This is a genomic window from Ruegeria sp. BC3, assembly GCF_056539265.1.
Genome location: NZ_JBQFUP010000004.1, coordinates 36,739 through 55,424 on the forward strand (window position 1 = coordinate 36,739; position 18,686 = coordinate 55,424).

The window sequence follows — 18,686 nt, forward strand, 5'->3', positions numbered from 1 at the left end:
TCGACAATATCCATACACTACAAGGTTGCAGCGCAGCCCTCTCTCCTCCACGTTCGCAATCACAGATTGTGATTCCAAACGGCTGATATGACGAAACCCAACACCCTGCCCAGCACGCATGAGGTCCAAAGCGCCATTCACCGGGTGCGTGGTACCCGCGTGGTACTGGCCGAGGATCTGGCGCAGTTCTACGGAAAGTCCGTCAGCGCCTTCAATCAGGCTGTCTCGCGCAATAAGGACCTGTTCGAAGGCTACCGCTTTCAGCTGACCGATGCCGAGGTCGCCGATTTGCAATCACAGAATGTGATCTCAAAACCCAAGGGCCGCGGCGGGCGGCGGGTCAATCCGTGGGTCTATACGGATTACGGCGTGGCCATCGCCTCGGCCCTGTTCAAGGACCCGCGCGCGATCAGGATCACCCGGATGATCACCGAAGCCTTTGTCGACGGCGCGAATGCTCTGGCCGAAACGCCGCGCAGCGTGCCGGAAATCCTGCCACCCGAAGGTACCCCCGCCCCGCTGCTGCCCAATGGCGAGCAGTTGCGGGCTTTGGCCGAAAACATCCTCGATTCCGGGCAGCAGAGCCTTGTCGATTACATCGCCAACCCCACCACCAAGCGGCAACAGGTGGTGGCGATGATTATGAAAACACTGGCAGAAACCGCAGGCGAAGAGGTCCGCACCCAGCAAGAGCGTCTGCGCCTGCGCATCGCCGAGCGTTTGGCCACGGGCGACTATACCGACGATGACGACCGGAAAGGCTTGTTGGAACTTTTGCAGGCAATGAAGAGTTAAACGCCCAACTCAGCCCGTAGCTTTTTGGTCAGCTTGGTCACGACCAGATCATAGGACGTTACGATATGCTCGCGCAGCGAGGCGTCGCTCATCCCGCGTTCTTCATAGACCTGCAGCCATTTCATCCCGCGCGACGCCAGGTACGGAGCTGGGCGGATGCCGGGTTCATCGCCCAGCACCTCAAAAGCCAGATCGGTGGCCTTGAAGGTGAATGCATCCGCACCATCGTTCCAGCCACAAATCGCAAAGACCTTGCCACCCACTTTCCACACGTCCGCATTGCCCCACTGCACAACATGACTGGTGGCTTTGAGACTGGCGCAGAAGCTGTTGAACTCATCACGGGTCATCGCCCCAACTTTGGCGATTGGCCGGGGTTTGGCAAGCGCTGGGCGGCGCTTTATCCTTTGTCCCAGTGCACCACCACGTCGAACCCTGCCGGCGCGGGCGGGCCTTCGAGGAATTCAGCAAACTGGCCCCAAAGCTCGGTCACTTTGGGGGCGTTGGCGTTGGAAAGCTCTTCGCTTTGAACCACCGCAACAACAAAGCCACTGCCATCTTCGTTCATGACATTGGTAAAGCTGTGCATGCCCTCCATGCCCATGATCTGGTCTTTCAGCTCATTCATCCTGGCCTCGGCCGCATCGCGCATGCCGGGCTTCATTTTGAACTGTGTGATACGTGCGAACATGACTTCTCCTCCCTCGCTGGGCGAAATCCCCGATGACCGCCGGACCGGCGTGACGGGCGCAGTCTACCACACTCTGTCAGATTCCCGGATCAGCCTGTTCAGGGCCGCACGAATTTGGCCGTACCAAGCTGCCGCGATTGTGGACCCTGGGGTAGTAGGGGCGATTGCAGAGCCTCGGTTGATTGGGGCGTCGCGGCGATGGGGGCTAACGTGCCGCAGGCAACCCCATCCCCATCCGCATCGTTGCGCGCGTGATAGCCCGGCTCGCCCTTTCGGTACGGGCCCGGTATCAATGAACCAGCCGTGTCGCAACTCACCATCGCGATAAGGTGGAGCAGCGCCTCGTGGCTCTCGAACTCAGAGGTCCGCAGGTACACAGCGACCGTAATCGCAGCAGTGGTCGCCGGCAGCATGAGAACCATCAGGATAATGCGCACGGGCGACAGCGCCCGCCTACGCAAGGCGTCCGCACGGCGATGACGTGCTGAAGTTCTTGAGGTATTTAGCGGTTTGTCCAGATCGGGATCACTATGTTCCATTCATGAAGCCTTAGATCGAATTTATGGCAAAACCGAGACCCGCCCCCTCGTACCTTGGCCAAGAGGCATATAGGGTCAGGCCAGAAATCAGTTGCGACGGCTAACACACAGATGACAAAGACCGCCCCCTATCGTCCCGTTGACGAAACAGCCAGACAAATGGCCCGAAATCTGATCAAGGGGGCAAGCTATGGTGCACTCGCCGTATTGCGCCCGGACACTGCGTTGCCGTCCGTTTCACGCGTGGCTCTGGCGACGGACGATGACGGCCTGCCGATCACGTTGATCTCAACCCTTGCCGATCACACACGGGCATTGCAGGCCAATCCGGACTGTGCCCTTTTGGTCGGAGAACCCGGTGAAGGCGGCGATCCGCTGACGCATCCGCGACTGACACTGCACGCCACCGCCCGGTTCGTTGCGCGCGGGACCAGCGAGCACGATGCACTGCGCACGCGCTATCTGAGCTTGCGTCCGAAGGCAAAGCTCTACGCGGATTTCACCGATTTCAGTTTTGTCCTGTTTTCCGTATCCGATGCCGTACTGAATGGCGGATTTGGCAAAGCATGGCGCCTTGCCCCAACTGATATATGGCCCGCTTAACGCACGACGTGAACAGCGCAGGCCGCATGGCGCACCACATGGTTTGCTGTTGAGCCCAGCAGCAAATCCTGCATCCCCGGGCGGTGAGATGCCAGAATGATCAGGTCAGGCTTGTGCTCATCAGCCCAATCCAGAATGGTTCGGCCCGAATGACCCTCCACCAACACACCTTTGGCGTTGGGCAGCTTTTCCGCCAGAGCGTCCAACTCGGTCTGAAGGGCCTTACGCGCCTCGGACAGATATTCAGGCGGCATGTAGGAAATGGCATAGTTCGGAATGTGCTCGACAACGTGCAGCAGTGTGACCTGCGCATCTGGCGTCGAAAGCACTTGAGCCAGTTTCAACGGTCCAGAGATGTCTCGTTCGGCATCAAAGGAAATTGGGACAAGAATGTTGTGATACATGACGCGCACCTCCGTTTTCACACCTAAAACCTGCACCAGGTCAGACAGTTAGGCATTGATCCAGATCACGCTGCGCCAAATGTCTCGGCCACGTCATACATGACGGGCTCAAAGCTTTTGCACAGCTCGTTGATCTTGCGATTGCGGTCCCGCATCTCTGGCGTTCGCAACATGGCCAGAAAATCTTCACGGCTTTGCCACTGCGAATAATTGGCGATCCGGGTCTGGGCGTCGTTCACATGAAGACCTGCAGACACAAAACCGGGTTGTTTCGAGATAAACTCGGCATAGGCATCCGTCAGCGCCTCCAACAAGTCCTGACAGGTGCCGGGCGTCATTTCAAAGGTTGTGATGACAGTCTGTACGCTTGCGTCTTTGGCAATGTTCGGCATCTGGATTCTCCTTTGTCTCGCCTAAGCTTAACATAGGTTGCCCAAAGGTCTCGCCTTTCCTTTCCCCGGCCACGTATTGCGAAGGACGGCAAAATCCTAACGATCCGTTAACCATGCTCGCGGATGCTGCGCGCATGCGATGGGTTTCTTTCATCCTTGTATGGCTGCTGGCGGCCTCACCCGCCTGGTCTGGTGCGTGGTTGCGCGACAACGGCAGCGCCTTTGTGTCGGCGGCCGTAACCGCCTTTGCAGACCAGAGCCACGGCTACGACTACAAGGGATCGCTTTATGCCGAATATGGGTTGCGGGAAAACCTGACCCTCGGGCTAGATGTGGAGCAGAACCGCGACATTTACGGCCACGCGCTGATTTTTGCACGTCTGCCCGTTGCAGATTTCGAAAACGCTGGCCGCTTTGCTGCTGAATTAGCGGTTGGCGCCCATCACCAACAGATCCGTGCCTGGGCGGTGTACAAGGCCACCCTGTCCTATGGGAAAGGGTTTCAAACCGGTTGGGCCAGTGGCTGGGTCGCAATTGACGCCGCGCTAGAGTACCGAACGCATGACGCCCTGTATCGCAAGCTGGACCTGACGGCTGGTTTGTCTTCTGCACGGTTGATCAACCCGCTTTTGCAGATTGAAACGGCCTACCGCAGCGACCGCCCTTTACACTGGAGGATCAGACCCTCGATCATGATCCGTGCAAAGGACAGCCCGAGGACTTGGGTTCTGGGTGTGGAGCGCAATGATGCCCGCAAGAACACGGGCATCAGGCTGGCGCTTTGGAACACGTTCTGAATCACTGGCAGGGGTAGCCCCGCTCAGTAATCCATACGCATCATGGTCGAAACCGAACCGCTTAGGGGCAAGGGCCAGCGCAACTGAATGTTGTCCCGGTTTGCCCCCTGCTCCAACTCGACATAGGGCGTAGCATGTACGATCTGCGCGCCTGCGTTTTTCAACGGACCCAAGACGGTAACCGCATCACAGCCCCGCGCTTTACCGCCAAAGGGCAGACGGCCGCCAGCAGAGATTGACCAAACCGATGATGCCGAGTTTTGCGAGCTTCGGATCCGCAGCGGGTTTTCGACCTTTGCGTTGATACCGTTGAACGTATTGTCCTCGAAAATCACGTTCAGATGCGCCGAATGGTTCAGATCGGCAAAGCTGGTGTCGACACGTTCGGCCCGGTCGATACGGCCACTGCTAGAACGGAATTTGTTCCCCGTCACAACGACTCCGTTCAGGTAATGCCCCGCACCATGAGGTCGAATAACGATCTGACTGAACCAAGGTGCGACTTCATTTGCATAGAAAATGTTGTCCGAGATCGTCATCGAGCTGAACGAATAGCCGCTGGTATAGACGGGATTCGCGTCGCGTTCGTTCGTCCACTCTACAAAACAGTTATCGACGTAATTCTCGGAAATAGTCGAACTGTTGTAGGTCCCGATCATGATCAGTCCGGCACTGCGGACACCCTGCGGGATGCGGTCGCCCTGAAAGAAGTGGTTGCCAAGCACCAGGTTGTTTGTCCCCGCCAGTACAGCAAAATGAAGGAACCGCACCGCGCGATTGTGGCGCAGCTTGATATCGTTGGCATTGGCGTTCAACGCGATGGACTTACGATCAGGCACGTTCAGGGATTCTTCGGTCGACAGGAACTGGCAATTATCGATCAACATGCCCTGACACCCGGTTCCATGCGAGGTGATGCCGCGGTCCTTGGGACGGCTGATAAAGCAATTCGTCACCGCGAACGTGCTGCCAGAAGGTGCAAGCCGGATTGCGCTGCATCGACCGTTGCACTGGAACTCGATCTCTTCCATGCCGAATTTGCGCAGCGTGCTGAACCCGCTGAAATCAAGAAGGTATTTGAAAGACTGAAAGGTGAAGGTCTGCGTACCCGACGCATCAAAAATCGGATCGTTCAGCGTGATTTCACCCGCCCCGACATCCTTGGACCGGACGTAGATCTCGCGTCCCACACCGTTGCCCTGGACCAGCGCGCCAACCGGGATGTTGGCAATGTTTTCGACATTGGTCAGCTTGGTGGCGTCAGACGGGTTGTACGTCGCGACCGAGGTGAAAGTCTCGGTATCCCAGGCCGCGCTGCTTTTGACATCAAACTGCCCGTTGCGGATCACGCGCCGGGTTGAAAAACCGCCTTGCCGGTTCGGAACCGCAGCCGCCATGTCAATCGGTGCCGTGACCGAGATTTTCCGACCACCCATATCCAGTGATTCATGATCAGAGTTGTTCAACAGCGCTTGAAACGCTTTTTTGAACGCCAACTCTTCGTCTCCAAACGCCGAGATATAGGCTGGCAGGTCGAAATTCTTGGTCAGCAATAGCATCTTGTCGTCGGGCATGGTGATCGTGCCCTCAAAATCCATCTCAGACGCCATCGAAGTGTTTTGCGCCAGAAGGTATGTTCCTTTTGGAACATAGATCCGACGTCCGCTGGCTGCCTGATCAGCTGCTTCGAAAGCGGCGGAGTCGTCCGCAACGCCATCGCCAATCGCCCCATAGTCCCGCACATCGACTGTGCTGATCATTTCGCGCAGGAAGATACTGGTCGCGTCTGTGATCTGGATATCGTCCACGCGTATGACCGCGCCATTCGCACCATCGATGTTCAGCCCAAAATGACCATAAAGCGCAGCGACGCCCCACGGCATATCCACGCCGGATCGCTTGCCAGTGCCAACAATCGCCGTGATTTCGTGCACTTTGCCGTAACCTGACAATTGGGTCGCCGGGCCCTGATCGATCACACCCGTGACCTGCTGATCGCCCGCACCACCAGCCCAGGCGGCAATACGCACCTGCGGCAAGGGTCCACTGATCGCCTTGACCCGAGCCTTGATCTGCAGGTAGCAGCCGGGGATCAGAGGCGTTTGGCCCATGTAGCGCAGCTTTTGCGTGGCCTGCACCTTCAGAATTTCCAGACAACCGCCGAAATCCGGGTCTGCAGGAACAAATGCCCCAACGCCAGAGCCTTCGTAAATCGGCGAACCCGGAGTACCGTCGCCTCTGGACCAGACGTTCAGACCATTTGCAAAAGCAGCTGGCATAAAGACGATTCCGTCGGTGATTGCCTTGTTCATAGAAATCCCTTTCCCAATCGCGCGCCGCAGATCGCCACGCGCACAAACCCAGTGTCCGGGGCTGCCCGAACGCAGAGGCCTGAGTAAAGAAAAGGGATTAACCGCCGCTCATATCACCGTGACGGTGGTGTTGCGCTAGGCGGCTGGGTCGGAATTGCCCAAAAGCTGCACACCGTTGATCTTCCAGCCGTTTTCCCGCTGCACCATTTGATAGTCCAGAATGTGCACTCGCCCGTCGCCATCTGTAATCATGACCTTCTGCCACAAGGCGCCAGCGATTTCGCGAAGTTCCAAGAACCTCACCTCGGCGGGTCGCCAGACCATGGGATAGCCATTGCGGACCATAGCTCCGAAATTCTCGGGCGTCCGAAACAGGTTTTGGATGTTGGGGCTGGCAAAGGTAAAGGCGGTGACAAAATCGTCCGCCTCAAACGCCTTAATTTGCGCCGCGATGTTGGCTTCGATCTCATCACTCTGGGCAAACGCACCCGAGGCCAGTCCGGCACTGAGTGATAGGGCAAGCAATAAACGACGCATAGGGCCACCTCCTGACGAAAGGGTAGCCCCATGCAATGTCAGGTCAAATCAGACCAGCTCTCCGGCCAGCGCCTTGTCGATCAGCGCGATGGTTTCCGGCACGCCATAAAGCGCGATGAACCCGCCAAAACGCGGGCCCTGCGACGCGCCCAGCAGCACCTCGTAGAGTGCAGTGAACCACCCACGCATCGGATCGAACCGCTCGCGACCGATGGAATAGACCACCGATTGCAGTGCCTCGTCCTCGATCGGTCCATCGTAGGATTCAAGCGCGCCTTTCAGCGCCTCCAGCGCTTCGCGTTCCTGATCGGTCGGTGCGCGGTGCTGGCGGGTGGGTTTCACGAAGTCGTTGAAGTACCGCACGGCAAAGCCGGCCGCCTGATCCAGATCGGGATGCGTTTCGGCCGTAGCTTCGGGCGCATACCGGCGGATAAAACCCCACAGCGCCTCTTTGTCTTCGGCACCCGACACGGACGCGAGGTTCAGCAACATTGCGAAGTGCACCATCAGGGTGGATTCCGGTACATCACCACCGTGGATGTGCCAGACAGGGTTGTTCAGCTGAGCCTTCAGATCCTGCCCCGGATAGGCACGCAATTGCTGGTGGTACTCATCCACAGCCTTCGGGATTACATCAAAGTACAGACGCTTGGCAGTTTTGGGCTTCTGATACATGAAGTATGACAGGCTTTCCGGTGCGGCATAGGTCAGCCACTCCTCCATCGACAACCCGTTGCCTTTCGACTTCGAGATTTTCTGGCCCTGCTCATCATTGAACAGCTCATAGCTCAGCGCCTCGGGCGGCTGTTTGCCCAGCGCCCGACAGATTTTCGAAGACTGCGTGACCGAGTCGATCAGGTCCTTGCCCGACATCTCGTAATCGACGCCCAGCGCCGCCCAGCGCATGGCCCAGTCCGGCTTCCACTGCATTTTGACGTTGCCGCCGGTGACCGGGATCTCGACCTTTTCGCCATCGGGCTCCTGATAGACGATCGTACCTTTGGCCACGTTGCGTTCCAGCGTCGGTACCTGCAGCACGTGGCCGGTCTTTGGACTGATCGGCAGGAAGCACGAATAGGTCTCGCGCCGCTCGGGCCCAAGGGTCGGCAGCATGATCTCCTGAATCTTGTCAAACCGCTCCAGCGCAATCAGCAACGTCTCGTCAAACTTGCCGCTGGTATAGTAATCGGTGGCCGAGGCGAATTCGTATTCGAACCCGAAACTGTCCAAAAAGTCACACAGCATCGCGTTATTGTGCTGCGCAAACCCCGCGTGCGTGCCGAACGGATCGCGCACCTTGGTCAGCGGCAGATGCAGGTCTTCCTTCAACTCTTCCTGCATTGGCACGTTGGTCGGCACCTTGCGGAAGCCATCCATATCGTCCGAGAAGCAGATCAGCTTGGTCGGGATGTCGCTAATCTGCTCAAACGCATGCCGTACCATCGAGGTCCGGGCGACCTCGCCAAACGTGCCGATATGCGGCAGGCCCGACGGACCATAGCCGGTTTGAAACAGGACGTATCCCTTTTCCGGGGCGGCTTTCTGATAGCGTTTGAGCAACCGGCGCGCCTCTTCAAAAGGCCAGGCCTTGGACGACATCGCGGTTTCGCGCAGTTCAGACATCAGATTTGCTCCATCGGGAAAAACATTGCCAGTCGCCCCATGCAACCGACCGGCCCCTCCTATTGTGCCGGTGCAGCATGAGTCAATAAAGAGGGCTGTTTTTCCTGATGGAAAGGCCGTTCTAAGCGGTCAACTGATCCAGCTTGGCCGCCCAGATAAAGTCATTCTCGCTGAGCCCGCCAATCTCATGGGTGGTCAGTTTGACGTCCACGTAGCCCCAACCGAAACAGACATCCGGGTGATGCCCCTGCTGATCGGCAAGCCACGCGCAGAGATTGGCCAGATAAGTCGCCTTGGCGAACCCTTTGAATTTGAAATGACGGCTTAGCAACTTTGCATCCGTATCCAGCTGCCATTCCGATGATAGCTCGGCCAAGTGAGTGTTGGCCTCATCACGTGTCAGCGCAGGTACGCCACCAGAACAGGGCACGCAGGTTTTGTCCGACAGGCTGCAAGTTTCTCCGGTTAGTGTCATGATCCGTTCACTCCGCTGCGGTTGCTTTTTCAGGGAACTTGTTTGGCAACAATCCAAGAGATTGAGCGTGCCGCACATCGGCCAGCAGGTCACGTTCGGCGGCTGCAAACAGTTCCTCGGGCGACTCTAGCACGAAATAGCCCATCTGATGCATGTCGATCCGGTAAGGTGTGCGCAGGATCGTCATGATGTCGAAGGGATCGCGGTCAGGAAGATCGCTCTCGACGGCGTAGACCAACTCGGTCGGCGACGAAGCAAGCCCTGACCCAAGTGCCTTGATCTGACCATTCTGACGGCGCAGACCAAACTCGATCGAGAACCAATACAGTCGGATCAACCAAGAATAATCCTTGTCACTCGCCTGAACGCCAGCCTTCCCGATTGCATGGCTGAAGGCAGCGAAGCGCGGATCACTTAGCAAGGGTGTATGGCCGAAAATCTCGTGAAAGATATCGGGCTCTTCAATGTAGTCGAAATCCTCACGCGACCGGATGAAGGATGCCGCTGGAAAAACCCGGTCGGCCAGCATTCCGAAGAAGGTTTTGAAACCAATTAGGGCGGGCACCGGCTGCACCCTCCAACCGGTCAGATCCAACAGCCGCTCTGATATGGCAGCACAAGAAGGCACAGATGTTTTTGGCAAATCCAGACGGGCCAGCCCGTCCAGGTAATCCTGAGCCATGTAACGTTGAATGTTTTCCTCTTGCGCAGCATAGAGATCCGCCCAAACAGCGTCCTCTTCCGGTGTGTAGGCAATATGGCCGCGCGCGTCGGCGACTTTGGCCACATATTTCGTCGACTTGGGCATCACGTTCCCTCCTTGGGAAAAGTTTAACGCCACTGGTCGGAAAATTTGGTTTGGAATAACGTACCTTCGTCGGTATTTTGGCAAATACATCTCACAGAGTCACAATTTATGAAACAAACCCTCCAACCTGCCGACATTGCCATTCTGCAAGAGCTTCAAGCCGATGGTCGCCTCTCCATGCAGGACCTTGCTGATCGCACCGGGCTGTCCGCCTCCCAATGCTGGCGGCGCGTGCGCGATCTTGAGGCCGCCGACATCATTGCGGGCTATGCCGCACAGGTCCGCGCAAAATCCGTTGGGTTGAACGCAATCGCCTACGTCCATGTGGCCCTGCGGGAACATCAGGAGGACAGCATCAACGCATTCCTGCGCCTGATCGAAACTGAACCACAGATCGTCGAATGTGCGTCAATAACCGGGGATCACGACTTCATCCTAAAGGTCTATGCCAAAACCCCCGAAGAGCTTGAGCACTTCATCATGCAGCGCCTTTTGAAATCCGGCCTGGTCCGCGACACGCGCAGCAATTTCGTGCTGCGCCAAACCAAAACCCGCGGACCGTTGCCCATTCTCTAGCATCGGCGACGCGAAATCCGTTGAACCCGCGCGCCAGCCCACCTATCGTGCGGGCGCAGAAAGCCCAATCAGGACGACACCATGACCGATCAAGTACCTCACCCTATGTCCCCTCAGGATTGCCTTGTTGCGATCATGGTTGCGATCTCTGCCTCTGACGAAACCATCCGGACGGCCGAACTGGTCAAGATCGAAGGTGCGGTAAACATGCTGCCGGTGTTTGCGGAATATGATATCGACCGCACCCGCCGCGTGTCGCAGATCGTGTTTGACCTGTTCGAACAAGAGGATGGGTTGGATGCTCTGTTCGGCCTGATCCGCGACAACCTGCCAGAGCGGCTGCACGAAACCGCCTATGCCCTTGCCTGCGATGTGGCCGCGGCAGATGGATCGCTGGCCGAGACCGAGCTGCGGCTGTTGGAAGAAATCCGGTACGAGTTGAACATCGACCGCCTTCACGCTGCGGCCATCGAACGCGGCGCGCGGGCGCGCCACACCACCTGACCTCAGCTTCCGGCCATTGACCCCCAACGCTCGATCAGAGCGCGTTGCAGTTTGCGCGAGCGACTATTCCAACTGCGCGCGCCTTGAGGCCGCTCACGATTTGCACGCGGGATCGTCGCCCGGTGATCGACATCAGCGGTAAAGATGGCAAAGGCCAAATCCGCACCACCCGGTGTTGTGATGAAACCACCCAGACCGGATACGAAATTCAGCGTCCCGGTCTTGGCATCCACTTTGATCGGGTGGTTCTTGACCGGTCGCCCCTGACTGTCCGCAAGGGTGAATTTCTTCAACAGCGGCCGCAAGGCACCCGCCTGTTTCGCAGCGACCAGAGCAGTCACCAAATCGCCCGGCGCCATGCGCGAGGCATCACCGAGCCCCGAGTGATCCACCATTGCGATCCCCGTCACGCCATAAGTTTCAGCCGCCCAACGATTCATCTCGGCGGCCGAGTCTTGCAGCGTCTCCAACTGTGCGCCCCTTGCTTTCGAGGCTGCCATGCCGACCATTTCAGCCGTCAGATTGGTCGAGTACTTCAGCATACCGCGCAGAATGCTATCCAATGGGTCGCTTTGGTGAACCACCAGCACTGTACCTTGCGGTGCTTCGCGTGTGACCTGTACCCGGCCCAGCACAATCCCATTTGCGCGCGCAAGTGTCTGGAAAACATCGCCCGCGTACAGCGCGGGTTTGCGTACCGGCAACCACCGCGCGCCGCCATTGCCAAGCGCGCCCTTGGCCACGGTCCAGCGATCCTGCCGCGCGCTGGATTCATAAGTGTAAATTGGCAGCTTGCGGTTCTCGACCCGCATCGAGGCCATTTCGACCGAAGGTTGGTAGCGCGCACTGCGCGCATCCATTGTCACGTCATAACTGGTGCCGTCGCGCTTCCACTCGAAATGCACCCGGTTGAAGTTTAAGGATATTCCACTGATCGAAGGGCTGTAGCCCAGATGATCCGGCTGCCCGGGGTCTATACTGAACACATAAGGCAAAGCGCCTTCGTAGACCTTAAACGCACCCTGAACTTCGGCAATCCCGGCCTCGCGCAGGTTCGACGCCATCGTCGCCAGAGCGTCCGTATCCAGCAAGGGGTCGCCTCCGCCCACAAGGATCAGATCTCCTTTGATAATCCCGTTTTCGATCGGGCCATCCGCCATGAGAACCGTCTCGAACCGGTGATCCGCGCCCAGAACGTCAAGCGCGTAAAGCGCCGTCAAAGCCTTTCCGACGCTCGCCGGAGGCAACCCCTGATCGCCTCCGTATGCCTCAAGCGCCGCACCTGTTGAGGCGTCGGCTACCGCGAACACAACCTCGCCTCGCAGTCCGGCCGCCTGAACCAAACGCTCGGCCCCCGAGGGCAGGTCGCCGCGCAATTGCGGGCGCAGCGAGACCAAAGGAGCCTCGGCCAAAGCTATACCAGGGGCCAAAGCCGCGCCCAGCCCTGCTAGAAATCCACGTCGTGAAAACCGATCAGCCATGGGTCAGATAAAATCTCACGGAACAAATACGCACAACCATTGATGTAGATTATGCGCGCATAGGGGCTATTCCGGCAACACCCTGCCATCCCATTCGCCGCGCGCCCGGATCTGGCTCGAGCTGACATCGACCATCGGCACATTCACGAAACACCACGCGGGCGCTTCGGCCCGTCCCAGCAGATGCCGCGCCTGGCCATCGATCCGGTATTTGGCATAGAGCCGCGCAGCAGGCGACATGCGCGCCGAAATCCGATCACCGGGACGCGCAATCACCCCCACCGGCACGCTGTCCATGATCAGCGGCCAGTTCTTCCATTTGTGGAATTGCGCCAGATTGTCCGCGCCCATCAGCCAGACGAACCGCACCTCGGGATAAAGCCGTCGCAGCGCCATAAGCGTATCCGCCGTGGCCCGCGTTTTGGTCAATGCTTCGATGTCCGTGATCTCGACCCTTGGATGATTGATGACCGCCCGCGCCGCCTCTACCCGTTGCGCCAAAGGTGCAGGCCCGTGTGCTTTCAAGGGATTGCCGGGGGACACCAGCCACCAAACCCGATCCAGCCCAAACGCTTTCATCGCCTCAAGCGTTACATGCACATGCCCCTGGTGCGGCGGATCAAAAGACCCGCCAAACAGCCCGATGACCTGCCCGGGGCGTGCGTATGGAATGCTGTACCGATCCATGCCTTGCTGATGTTCAGAACTGCGGGGCGTTGTCAATCAACAGGTTGCACCAGATCACCCAGCGCAACCCGCCCGGGCCGCACCACTTCGGCGCACCACCCGCCATGCCCGCGAACGGCAGAGTATCCACCCTTGCCCAGCGCCTCCTCCATCCGGCTGCACGGCGCGCATATCACGGTAAAGCGCAGAATGGCCTCGCCTACCTGCACCTCACGCCCCTTGAGCGCCGTGAGATTTATCCCGGAAACCACCAGATTGCGCCGCAGGATTTCTGGGGAAACTGGTTCCTGACCGAGGAAAGAGCCGATTGCTTTAAGGTGCTCCCGCTGAATCAAAGTCACTGCCCGCTTGCCTGCTCGACTTCTATCGCCGTCCAGCCCGTCCGCTGAAATTCCGGCCACGTCAACAGTTTCCATTACGTCCCGTCGCGAGGGCCGCATCCCAATCCAATCCACCCGCCCTGGCTGGGCCCAACCCGCTATCAATTTGGCTAGTTCCGACAAAACACCCCTCCCCTCTAGCGGACTCAACTTAGCTGAACGCGAATCCATACTAAATTCCCAAAACCACCAACTTGCCCCGCTCGCCCGGCTCGGATATCCAGCGTTTCAACCCAATTTCCCCGACCCAGAGGACGCGACATGGCCGCCTATCAATATGTCTACCACATGCAGGGTGTCTCAAAGACCTATCCCGGTGGCAAGAAGTGCTTTGAAAACATCCATCTAAGCTTTCTGCCCGGCGTGAAAATCGGTGTTGTCGGCGTCAACGGCGCGGGTAAGTCGACGCTGATGAAGATCATGGCGGGCCTCGATACCGACTTCACCGGTGAGGCATGGGCCGCCGAGGGTGCCAAGGTCGGCTATCTGCCGCAGGAACCGCAGCTCGATGAATCGCTGTCGGTGCGTGAAAACGTCATGCTGGGCGTGGCCGCGAAGAAGGCCAAGGTCGACCGTTTCAACGAGATCGCCATGGAAATCGCCGAGAACTACTCGGACGAACTGATGGAAGAGATGACCACCCTGCAGGACGCGATCGACGCGGAAAACCTGTGGGATCTCGACAGCCAGATCGACGTCTCGATGGAGGCGCTGCGCTGTCCGCCGGACGATGCCAACATCGCCAACCTCTCGGGTGGTGAGAAACGCCGCGTAGCGCTGTGCAAGCTGCTGCTCGAAGCACCCGACATGCTGCTGCTGGACGAACCGACCAACCACCTGGATGCCGAGACCATCGCCTGGCTGCAACAGCACCTGATCGACTACAAGGGCACCATCCTGATCGTCACCCACGACCGTTATTTCCTGGATGACATCACCGGCTGGATTCTGGAACTCGACCGTGGCCGCGGCATTCCGTACGAGGGCAACTACTCCGCATGGCTGGAACAAAAGGCCAAACGGCTGGAGCAGGAAGCCCGCGAGGACAAGTCCAAGCAGAAGACCCTGCAGCGCGAACTGGAATGGATGCGTCAGGGTCAAAAGGCGCGTCAGGCCAAATCCAAGGCCCGGATCAACGCCTATAACGAACTGGCCGAACAGTCCGAACGCGAAAAGCTGACCCGTGCCCAGATCGTCATCCCCAACGGCCAGCGCCTTGGCGGCAAGGTGATCGAGGTCGAAGGCCTGTCGAAACATTTGGGCGACAAGCAACTGATCGAAGGGCTGGACTTCGCTCTGCCTCCCGGCGGCATCGTCGGCGTCATCGGCCCCAACGGTGCCGGTAAATCGACCCTGTTCAAGATGCTCACCGGTCAGGAACAGCCCGACAGCGGCACCATCACGCTGGGCGACACGGTCGAACTGTCTTACGTCGACCAGTCCCGCGACGACCTTGCCGACAATGACACCGTGTGGGAGGCGATCACCGGCGGCGCCGAGATCATCCAGTTGGGCGACGCGCAGGTCAATTCCCGCGCCTATTGCTCGTCCTTCAACTTCAAGGGCGGCGATCAACAGAAAAAGGTCTCGCTGCTGTCAGGTGGTGAGCGCAATCGCGTCCACATGGCCCGCCTGTTGAAAGAGGGCGGCAACGTCCTGCTGCTCGACGAACCAACCAACGACCTCGACGTCGAAACCCTGCGCGCGCTGGAAGACGCTCTGGTCGATTTCGCCGGCTGCGCCGTGGTCATCTCGCACGACCGTTTCTTCCTTGACCGGATCTGCACGCATATTCTGGCGTTTGAGGGTGATGCCCATGTGGAGTGGTTTGAGGGCAACTTCGAGGATTACGAAGAGGACAAAAAGCGCCGTCTAGGCCCGGATGCGCTGGAGCCCAAGCGGTTGAAGCACAAGAAGTTTGCACGGTAAAAATGTAGCTAAGTCAACAGGTTGAATCGAGGGTGCACCTAAGAACCACGCCCTCGAAAAAACTTCACTTTTAACGGTGTTGGTTGTTCAGAAATTGTTAATATGTTGTAAGCAGAACAAAAAGCATCCTTTTGATTGTCTGAGCTGTGCATAAAAACCGTGAATATAAGCTCTATGTGCGTAAGTTTAGCCCCGACACGATCCCTCTAGATCGCTTGGCGGACTATGCGGATGCGCTTTCAAAACTCCTGAATGTTAAAGCGGGGGTTGTGTTCGGTGGGCTTGAAAACGGATCAACTATTGTTGTTGCGAAGGTAGATTGGGACTCATCTGAAGAAGTCGACAGGAACGTTCGCGAACAGTCCAAAAATCCGGCAAATAGTAGCGCTATCCGCAACATAAACGACCTGTTAAAACGCGACAAAACAGACGGTAGGCTACTGGATTACAAAGGAGCTGAAGTTATCAGTTTTCCCGGCATCAATACACCCGAGGCTTTCAAGTCGCCCACGTTCCGTGAGCAAGTATCTGTATACGGACAGCTTGTACGTATTGGCGGCACAGATGAAACCGTCCACGCAAAGTTGGTGGACGGTAGCAGGGAATACAATGTCACAATGAACCGCGACATGGCCAGAGAAGTGGCCGCTTACTTGTTTGGGGAAGTCCTCAAATTTACTGGAAGCGGCCGCTTCAAACGAGAGCAAAGCGGTGAATGGAAGATGGTTCAATTCGACACAGTGAATTTTCAAGTTTCCGATGATGGTGATCTGCTTTCGAGCATAAAAGAGCTTCGAAACATGCGTCTAAAGGGTTTGACTGGCAAGAATGCATATGATTCCTTGGATTCTGATAACGGCGAGGAAAACTACCATTGAATCTCGTCGCATTTGACGCCCGCTTTTTGTTCTTCCTTTTTGATCCATCGCCAGCCGGAAGCGCGGTTGATGTGGAAAAGGTAAACCAGTTGCACGAAAAGCTGACGGATGACAAATCCACAATTGTTGTGCCAACGCCTGCGCTGGCGGAATTGCTTATCAAAGAACCTCGCAGAGCTCAGGAAGTCGTTGAGAAGCTTGATAGGAGCCGCGTTTTTGAAATTGCCTCTTTTGGAACACGCGAGGCATGCGAGTTAGCAGCGATAGAAGCTGCAATCCGTTCAACGGGAGACAAAAGGGCCGGATCATCCGAGCCCTACCAAAAGCTGAAATTTGACCGCCAAATTTGTGCTATCGCGAAGGTTCGCGGTTGTGAGGTAATTTATTCGCAGGACCGCGGTCTTCGAACTTTTGCTAAGAAGATTGGCCTCAATGCGATTTCTATTGACGATCTACCGGAACCGCCGGATCCGCCATCGGATTTATTTGGGTAGTTAAGTCGGTAAGTTTCCTGCATCGGCGTACTCGCTTTCGACAAAACGCATTCCACCCTTGCCTCACCGCCACCCCGATGCCATATCCAAAGGGCTAACGTTTTTCTATTTCGACCTACTGTCTCCATTTTCGGCGCTCAGTCATTCGATCCAGACCGACGACGCCAGGCTGCCGCATCCACGTGGGCAGCACTAAACAGGAGACAACGGATATGCCCACAGGCACCGTAAAATGGTTCAACACCACCAAAGGCTACGGCTTTATCGCACCCGAAGATGGCGGCAAAGACATCTTCGTTCACATCTCGGCAGTTGAGCGTTCAGGCCTGACCGGCCTGGCCGACAACCAGAAAGTCACGTACGAGCTGCGCTCGGGTCGTGATGGCCGCGAAAGCGCCGACGACATCGCGCTGACCTAAAGCCATGAAAGGGCAGAGGTTTCCTCTGCCCTTTTGACTTTTTGCGGGGCAAGGTCGCAACACAAGTGTGGCTCTGCGATGACATCACATTTCGTTTACTCTTCACCAATGATTGACCAGATCGGCTATCATTCCGACACTGGTTTACGATTTTTCTGTTGTCCTGAAGAGAGCCGATATGTTCACACGTCGCACATTCCTTGCAGCTTCCGCAGCCGCGGGCCTGACGCCCGGTCTTGCGTCGGCCAAGAAAAAGGCCGTTGAATACGACCCCACACCTCAGTTCGTTCGGGTCAAGAAACAGTTCCTGCCGGGCCAGCTGCTTGTCGCGCCACGGTCGTATTATCTGTATTTCATCACCGAACCGCGCAAAGCGATCCGCTATGGCTGCGGCGTTGGTAAGGCGGGGCTGGAATTCACCGGCACAGCCACCATCGACGTCAAGAAAGAGTGGCCGACCTGGCGCCCCACAGACGAGATGATCGAGCGTGAACCGACCACTTACGCCAAGTTCAAGGACAACGACTATGTCCAGCCCGGCGGCGGGGACAATCCGCTGGGTGCACGCGCGCTGTACCTGTTCCAGAACGGTGTAGATACGTATTTCCGCATTCACGGCACCACGCAGCCACAGACCATCGGTCGGGCTGCTTCGAACGGGTGCATCCGGATGTTGAATTCGCACGTGATCGACCTGTACGAACGTGTCCCGATCGGCACCGTCGTTACAGTTGTCTGAGACGCTTAGGGCCCGGACCAATCGACATCTGTCGCCTCTTCGATCTGCAGTAACCCGTCCGGCCACGGCCGGGTCAGCGCCTTGGCCTCGTCTTCTGTACCATTAAGCCATGTCTGAACGTCACCAGGGTTCAGCAACACGCCCATACGATGATGTATCGGCTCAAGATCATTATTGGGCGGACACGTCACCGCAGCAAACTGGTCCACGCGCAAGCCTCCGGGCGCTTGCCACGTGTCGGTTATGGCTGCGAAGAACAGCAACTTTCCATCGGCTGAAGCTATACGCCAAGCGGTTTTGCGGCGCTTTTCGCCGGTCCATTCATACCACCCGTCCACCGGGACCACAGCTCTGCCCACTCCTTCGAAGGCTGTCTTATCAAAGACGGTTTCGGAGCGAGCGTTGATGATGGTCTCCATTACGGGCCTGCCACGGGCGTTGACCCGGCCTACCGGGATCATTCCCCAACGCATCGGTCCAAGCCCATTCGAGGTCAGCACAATCACCTCCTGCCCCGGTTGGATGTTGCGGCGTGGCGTTTGCGTAGCGATCTTGTCAGGAACATTCAGAGCCTGGGCAATTTCGGACATTGAACGTGTCAGGAAAAAGCGCCCAGGCATGGT

General features: G+C 57.4%; 24 protein-coding genes. 10 read left to right on the forward strand and 14 right to left on the reverse strand.

Features of this window, described 5'->3' with window-relative positions:
• Nucleotides 1-87 precede the first annotated feature (87 nt).
• Nucleotides 88-795, forward strand: a complete 708-nt coding sequence (locus ACR0MV_RS12070) for an ORF6N domain-containing protein (protein WP_480702291.1) — start codon at nt 88-90, stop codon at nt 793-795.
• On the opposite strand, the gene ACR0MV_RS12075 is transcribed toward ACR0MV_RS12070, so the two are convergent.
• From ACR0MV_RS12075 to ACR0MV_RS12085, 3 genes are all read right to left on the reverse strand, one after another.
• Entirely contained in the window at nt 792-1,145 is a 354-nt protein-coding gene (locus tag ACR0MV_RS12075; protein WP_170427116.1) for an MmcQ/YjbR family DNA-binding protein, read from the reverse strand. The two genes, ACR0MV_RS12070 and ACR0MV_RS12075, sit on opposite strands and share 4 nt — an antisense overlap.
• Nucleotides 1,146-1,195: 50 nt before the next feature.
• Entirely contained in the window at nt 1,196-1,486 is a 291-nt protein-coding gene (locus ACR0MV_RS12080) for an antibiotic biosynthesis monooxygenase family protein (RefSeq protein WP_170427115.1), read from the reverse strand.
• 98 nt (nt 1,487-1,584) lie between these two features.
• Entirely contained in the window at nt 1,585-2,025 is a 441-nt protein-coding gene (locus ACR0MV_RS12085; RefSeq protein ID WP_254445820.1) for an excalibur calcium-binding domain-containing protein, read from the reverse strand.
• Nucleotides 2,026-2,136: 111 nt separating this feature from the next.
• On the opposite strand from ACR0MV_RS12085, the gene ACR0MV_RS12090 reads away from it, so the two are divergent.
• Nucleotides 2,137-2,628, forward strand: a complete 492-nt coding sequence (locus ACR0MV_RS12090; protein WP_480702292.1) for a HugZ family pyridoxamine 5'-phosphate oxidase — start codon at nt 2,137-2,139, stop codon at nt 2,626-2,628.
• Here the strand turns inward: ACR0MV_RS12090 and ACR0MV_RS12095 are convergent.
• Both ACR0MV_RS12095 and ACR0MV_RS12100 read right to left on the reverse strand, forming a co-directional pair.
• Entirely contained in the window at nt 2,625-3,032 is a 408-nt protein-coding gene (locus ACR0MV_RS12095; RefSeq protein ID WP_170427113.1) for a universal stress protein, read from the reverse strand. The two genes, ACR0MV_RS12090 and ACR0MV_RS12095, sit on opposite strands and share 4 nt — an antisense overlap.
• Nucleotides 3,033-3,097: 65 nt before the next feature.
• Entirely contained in the window at nt 3,098-3,424 is a 327-nt protein-coding gene (locus tag ACR0MV_RS12100) for an antibiotic biosynthesis monooxygenase family protein (protein ID WP_170427112.1), read from the reverse strand.
• Between the two features lie 134 nt (nt 3,425-3,558).
• Here ACR0MV_RS12100 and ACR0MV_RS12105 point away from each other — a divergent pair, with 134 nt between their 5' ends.
• On the forward strand, nt 3,559-4,221 hold the full coding sequence (locus ACR0MV_RS12105) for a hypothetical protein (RefSeq protein ID WP_480702293.1): 663 nt from the start codon (nt 3,559-3,561) through the stop codon (nt 4,219-4,221).
• Nucleotides 4,222-4,244: 23 nt separating this feature from the next.
• On the opposite strand, the gene ACR0MV_RS12110 is transcribed toward ACR0MV_RS12105, so the two are convergent.
• The 5 genes from ACR0MV_RS12110 to phhA all read right to left on the reverse strand — a co-directional run bounded on the left by ACR0MV_RS12110 (nt 4,245) and on the right by phhA (nt 9,976).
• Nucleotides 4,245-6,533, reverse strand: a complete 2,289-nt coding sequence (locus tag ACR0MV_RS12110) for a glycosyl hydrolase family 28-related protein (RefSeq protein ID WP_170427110.1) — start codon at nt 6,531-6,533, stop codon at nt 4,245-4,247.
• A 135-nt stretch (nt 6,534-6,668) separates the two neighbouring features.
• A complete protein-coding gene (locus tag ACR0MV_RS12115) occupies nt 6,669-7,070 on the reverse strand; it encodes a DUF4864 domain-containing protein (protein ID WP_170427109.1) in 402 nt (133 codons plus the stop codon).
• Between the two features lie 48 nt (nt 7,071-7,118).
• Nucleotides 7,119-8,693, reverse strand: coding sequence for a lysine--tRNA ligase (locus ACR0MV_RS12120; protein ID WP_170466980.1), 1,575 nt, complete (start codon nt 8,691-8,693; stop codon nt 7,119-7,121).
• A 121-nt stretch (nt 8,694-8,814) separates the two neighbouring features.
• Complete coding sequence (locus ACR0MV_RS12125; protein WP_170466982.1) at nt 8,815-9,168, reverse strand: 4a-hydroxytetrahydrobiopterin dehydratase; 354 nt, start codon at nt 9,166-9,168, stop codon at nt 8,815-8,817.
• Between the two features lie 7 nt (nt 9,169-9,175).
• The gene (gene phhA, locus ACR0MV_RS12130; protein WP_480702294.1) at nt 9,176-9,976 is read right to left on the reverse strand and encodes a phenylalanine 4-monooxygenase; all 801 of its coding nucleotides are present in this window, start codon (nt 9,974-9,976) and stop codon (nt 9,176-9,178) included.
• A 108-nt stretch (nt 9,977-10,084) separates the two neighbouring features.
• Here phhA and ACR0MV_RS12135 point away from each other — a divergent pair, with 108 nt between their 5' ends.
• Both ACR0MV_RS12135 and ACR0MV_RS12140 read left to right on the forward strand, forming a co-directional pair.
• On the forward strand, nt 10,085-10,552 hold the full coding sequence (locus tag ACR0MV_RS12135) for an Lrp/AsnC family transcriptional regulator (protein WP_170427105.1): 468 nt from the start codon (nt 10,085-10,087) through the stop codon (nt 10,550-10,552).
• 81 nt (nt 10,553-10,633) lie between these two features.
• On the forward strand, nt 10,634-11,056 hold the full coding sequence (locus tag ACR0MV_RS12140; RefSeq protein WP_170427104.1) for a tellurite resistance TerB family protein: 423 nt from the start codon (nt 10,634-10,636) through the stop codon (nt 11,054-11,056).
• A gap of 2 nt (nt 11,057-11,058) precedes the next feature.
• Here the strand turns inward: ACR0MV_RS12140 and dacB are convergent, their stop codons facing one another.
• From dacB to ACR0MV_RS12155, 3 genes are all read right to left on the reverse strand, one after another.
• On the reverse strand, nt 11,059-12,537 hold the full coding sequence (gene dacB, locus ACR0MV_RS12145) for a D-alanyl-D-alanine carboxypeptidase/D-alanyl-D-alanine endopeptidase (RefSeq protein WP_480702295.1): 1,479 nt from the start codon (nt 12,535-12,537) through the stop codon (nt 11,059-11,061).
• Between the two features lie 66 nt (nt 12,538-12,603).
• Nucleotides 12,604-13,224 carry a nicotinate-nucleotide adenylyltransferase gene (locus ACR0MV_RS12150; protein WP_480702296.1) on the reverse strand — a complete coding sequence of 207 codons (621 nt, stop codon included), beginning with the start codon at nt 13,222-13,224 and terminating at the stop codon, nt 12,604-12,606.
• Nucleotides 13,225-13,256: 32 nt separating this feature from the next.
• Nucleotides 13,257-13,640, reverse strand: a complete 384-nt coding sequence (locus ACR0MV_RS12155) for an MOSC domain-containing protein (protein ID WP_480702297.1) — start codon at nt 13,638-13,640, stop codon at nt 13,257-13,259.
• Between the two features lie 225 nt (nt 13,641-13,865).
• Here ACR0MV_RS12155 and ettA point away from each other — a divergent pair, with 225 nt between their 5' ends.
• The 5 genes from ettA (at nt 13,866) to ACR0MV_RS12180 (ending at nt 18,063) form a co-directional block, all read left to right on the forward strand.
• Entirely contained in the window at nt 13,866-15,533 is a 1,668-nt protein-coding gene (ettA, locus tag ACR0MV_RS12160; protein WP_480702298.1) for an energy-dependent translational throttle protein EttA, read from the forward strand.
• A 146-nt stretch (nt 15,534-15,679) separates the two neighbouring features.
• Complete coding sequence (locus tag ACR0MV_RS12165) at nt 15,680-16,411, forward strand: hypothetical protein (protein WP_480702299.1); 732 nt, start codon at nt 15,680-15,682, stop codon at nt 16,409-16,411.
• Nucleotides 16,408-16,905 (forward strand): PIN domain-containing protein, encoded by a 498-nt coding sequence (locus tag ACR0MV_RS12170; protein ID WP_480702300.1) that lies wholly within the window; start codon nt 16,408-16,410, stop codon nt 16,903-16,905. The genes ACR0MV_RS12165 and ACR0MV_RS12170 overlap by 4 nt, the downstream gene beginning before the upstream one ends.
• Nucleotides 16,906-17,117: 212 nt before the next feature.
• On the forward strand, nt 17,118-17,324 hold the full coding sequence (locus ACR0MV_RS12175) for a cold-shock protein (protein ID WP_480702301.1): 207 nt from the start codon (nt 17,118-17,120) through the stop codon (nt 17,322-17,324).
• Nucleotides 17,325-17,502: 178 nt separating this feature from the next.
• Nucleotides 17,503-18,063, forward strand: a complete 561-nt coding sequence (locus ACR0MV_RS12180) for a L,D-transpeptidase family protein (RefSeq protein WP_170427098.1) — start codon at nt 17,503-17,505, stop codon at nt 18,061-18,063.
• 5 nt (nt 18,064-18,068) lie between these two features.
• On the opposite strand, the gene ACR0MV_RS12185 is transcribed toward ACR0MV_RS12180, so the two are convergent.
• Nucleotides 18,069-18,683, reverse strand: a complete 615-nt coding sequence (locus ACR0MV_RS12185; protein ID WP_170427097.1) for an SOS response-associated peptidase — start codon at nt 18,681-18,683, stop codon at nt 18,069-18,071.
• Between the last annotated feature and the right edge of the window lie 3 nt (nt 18,684-18,686).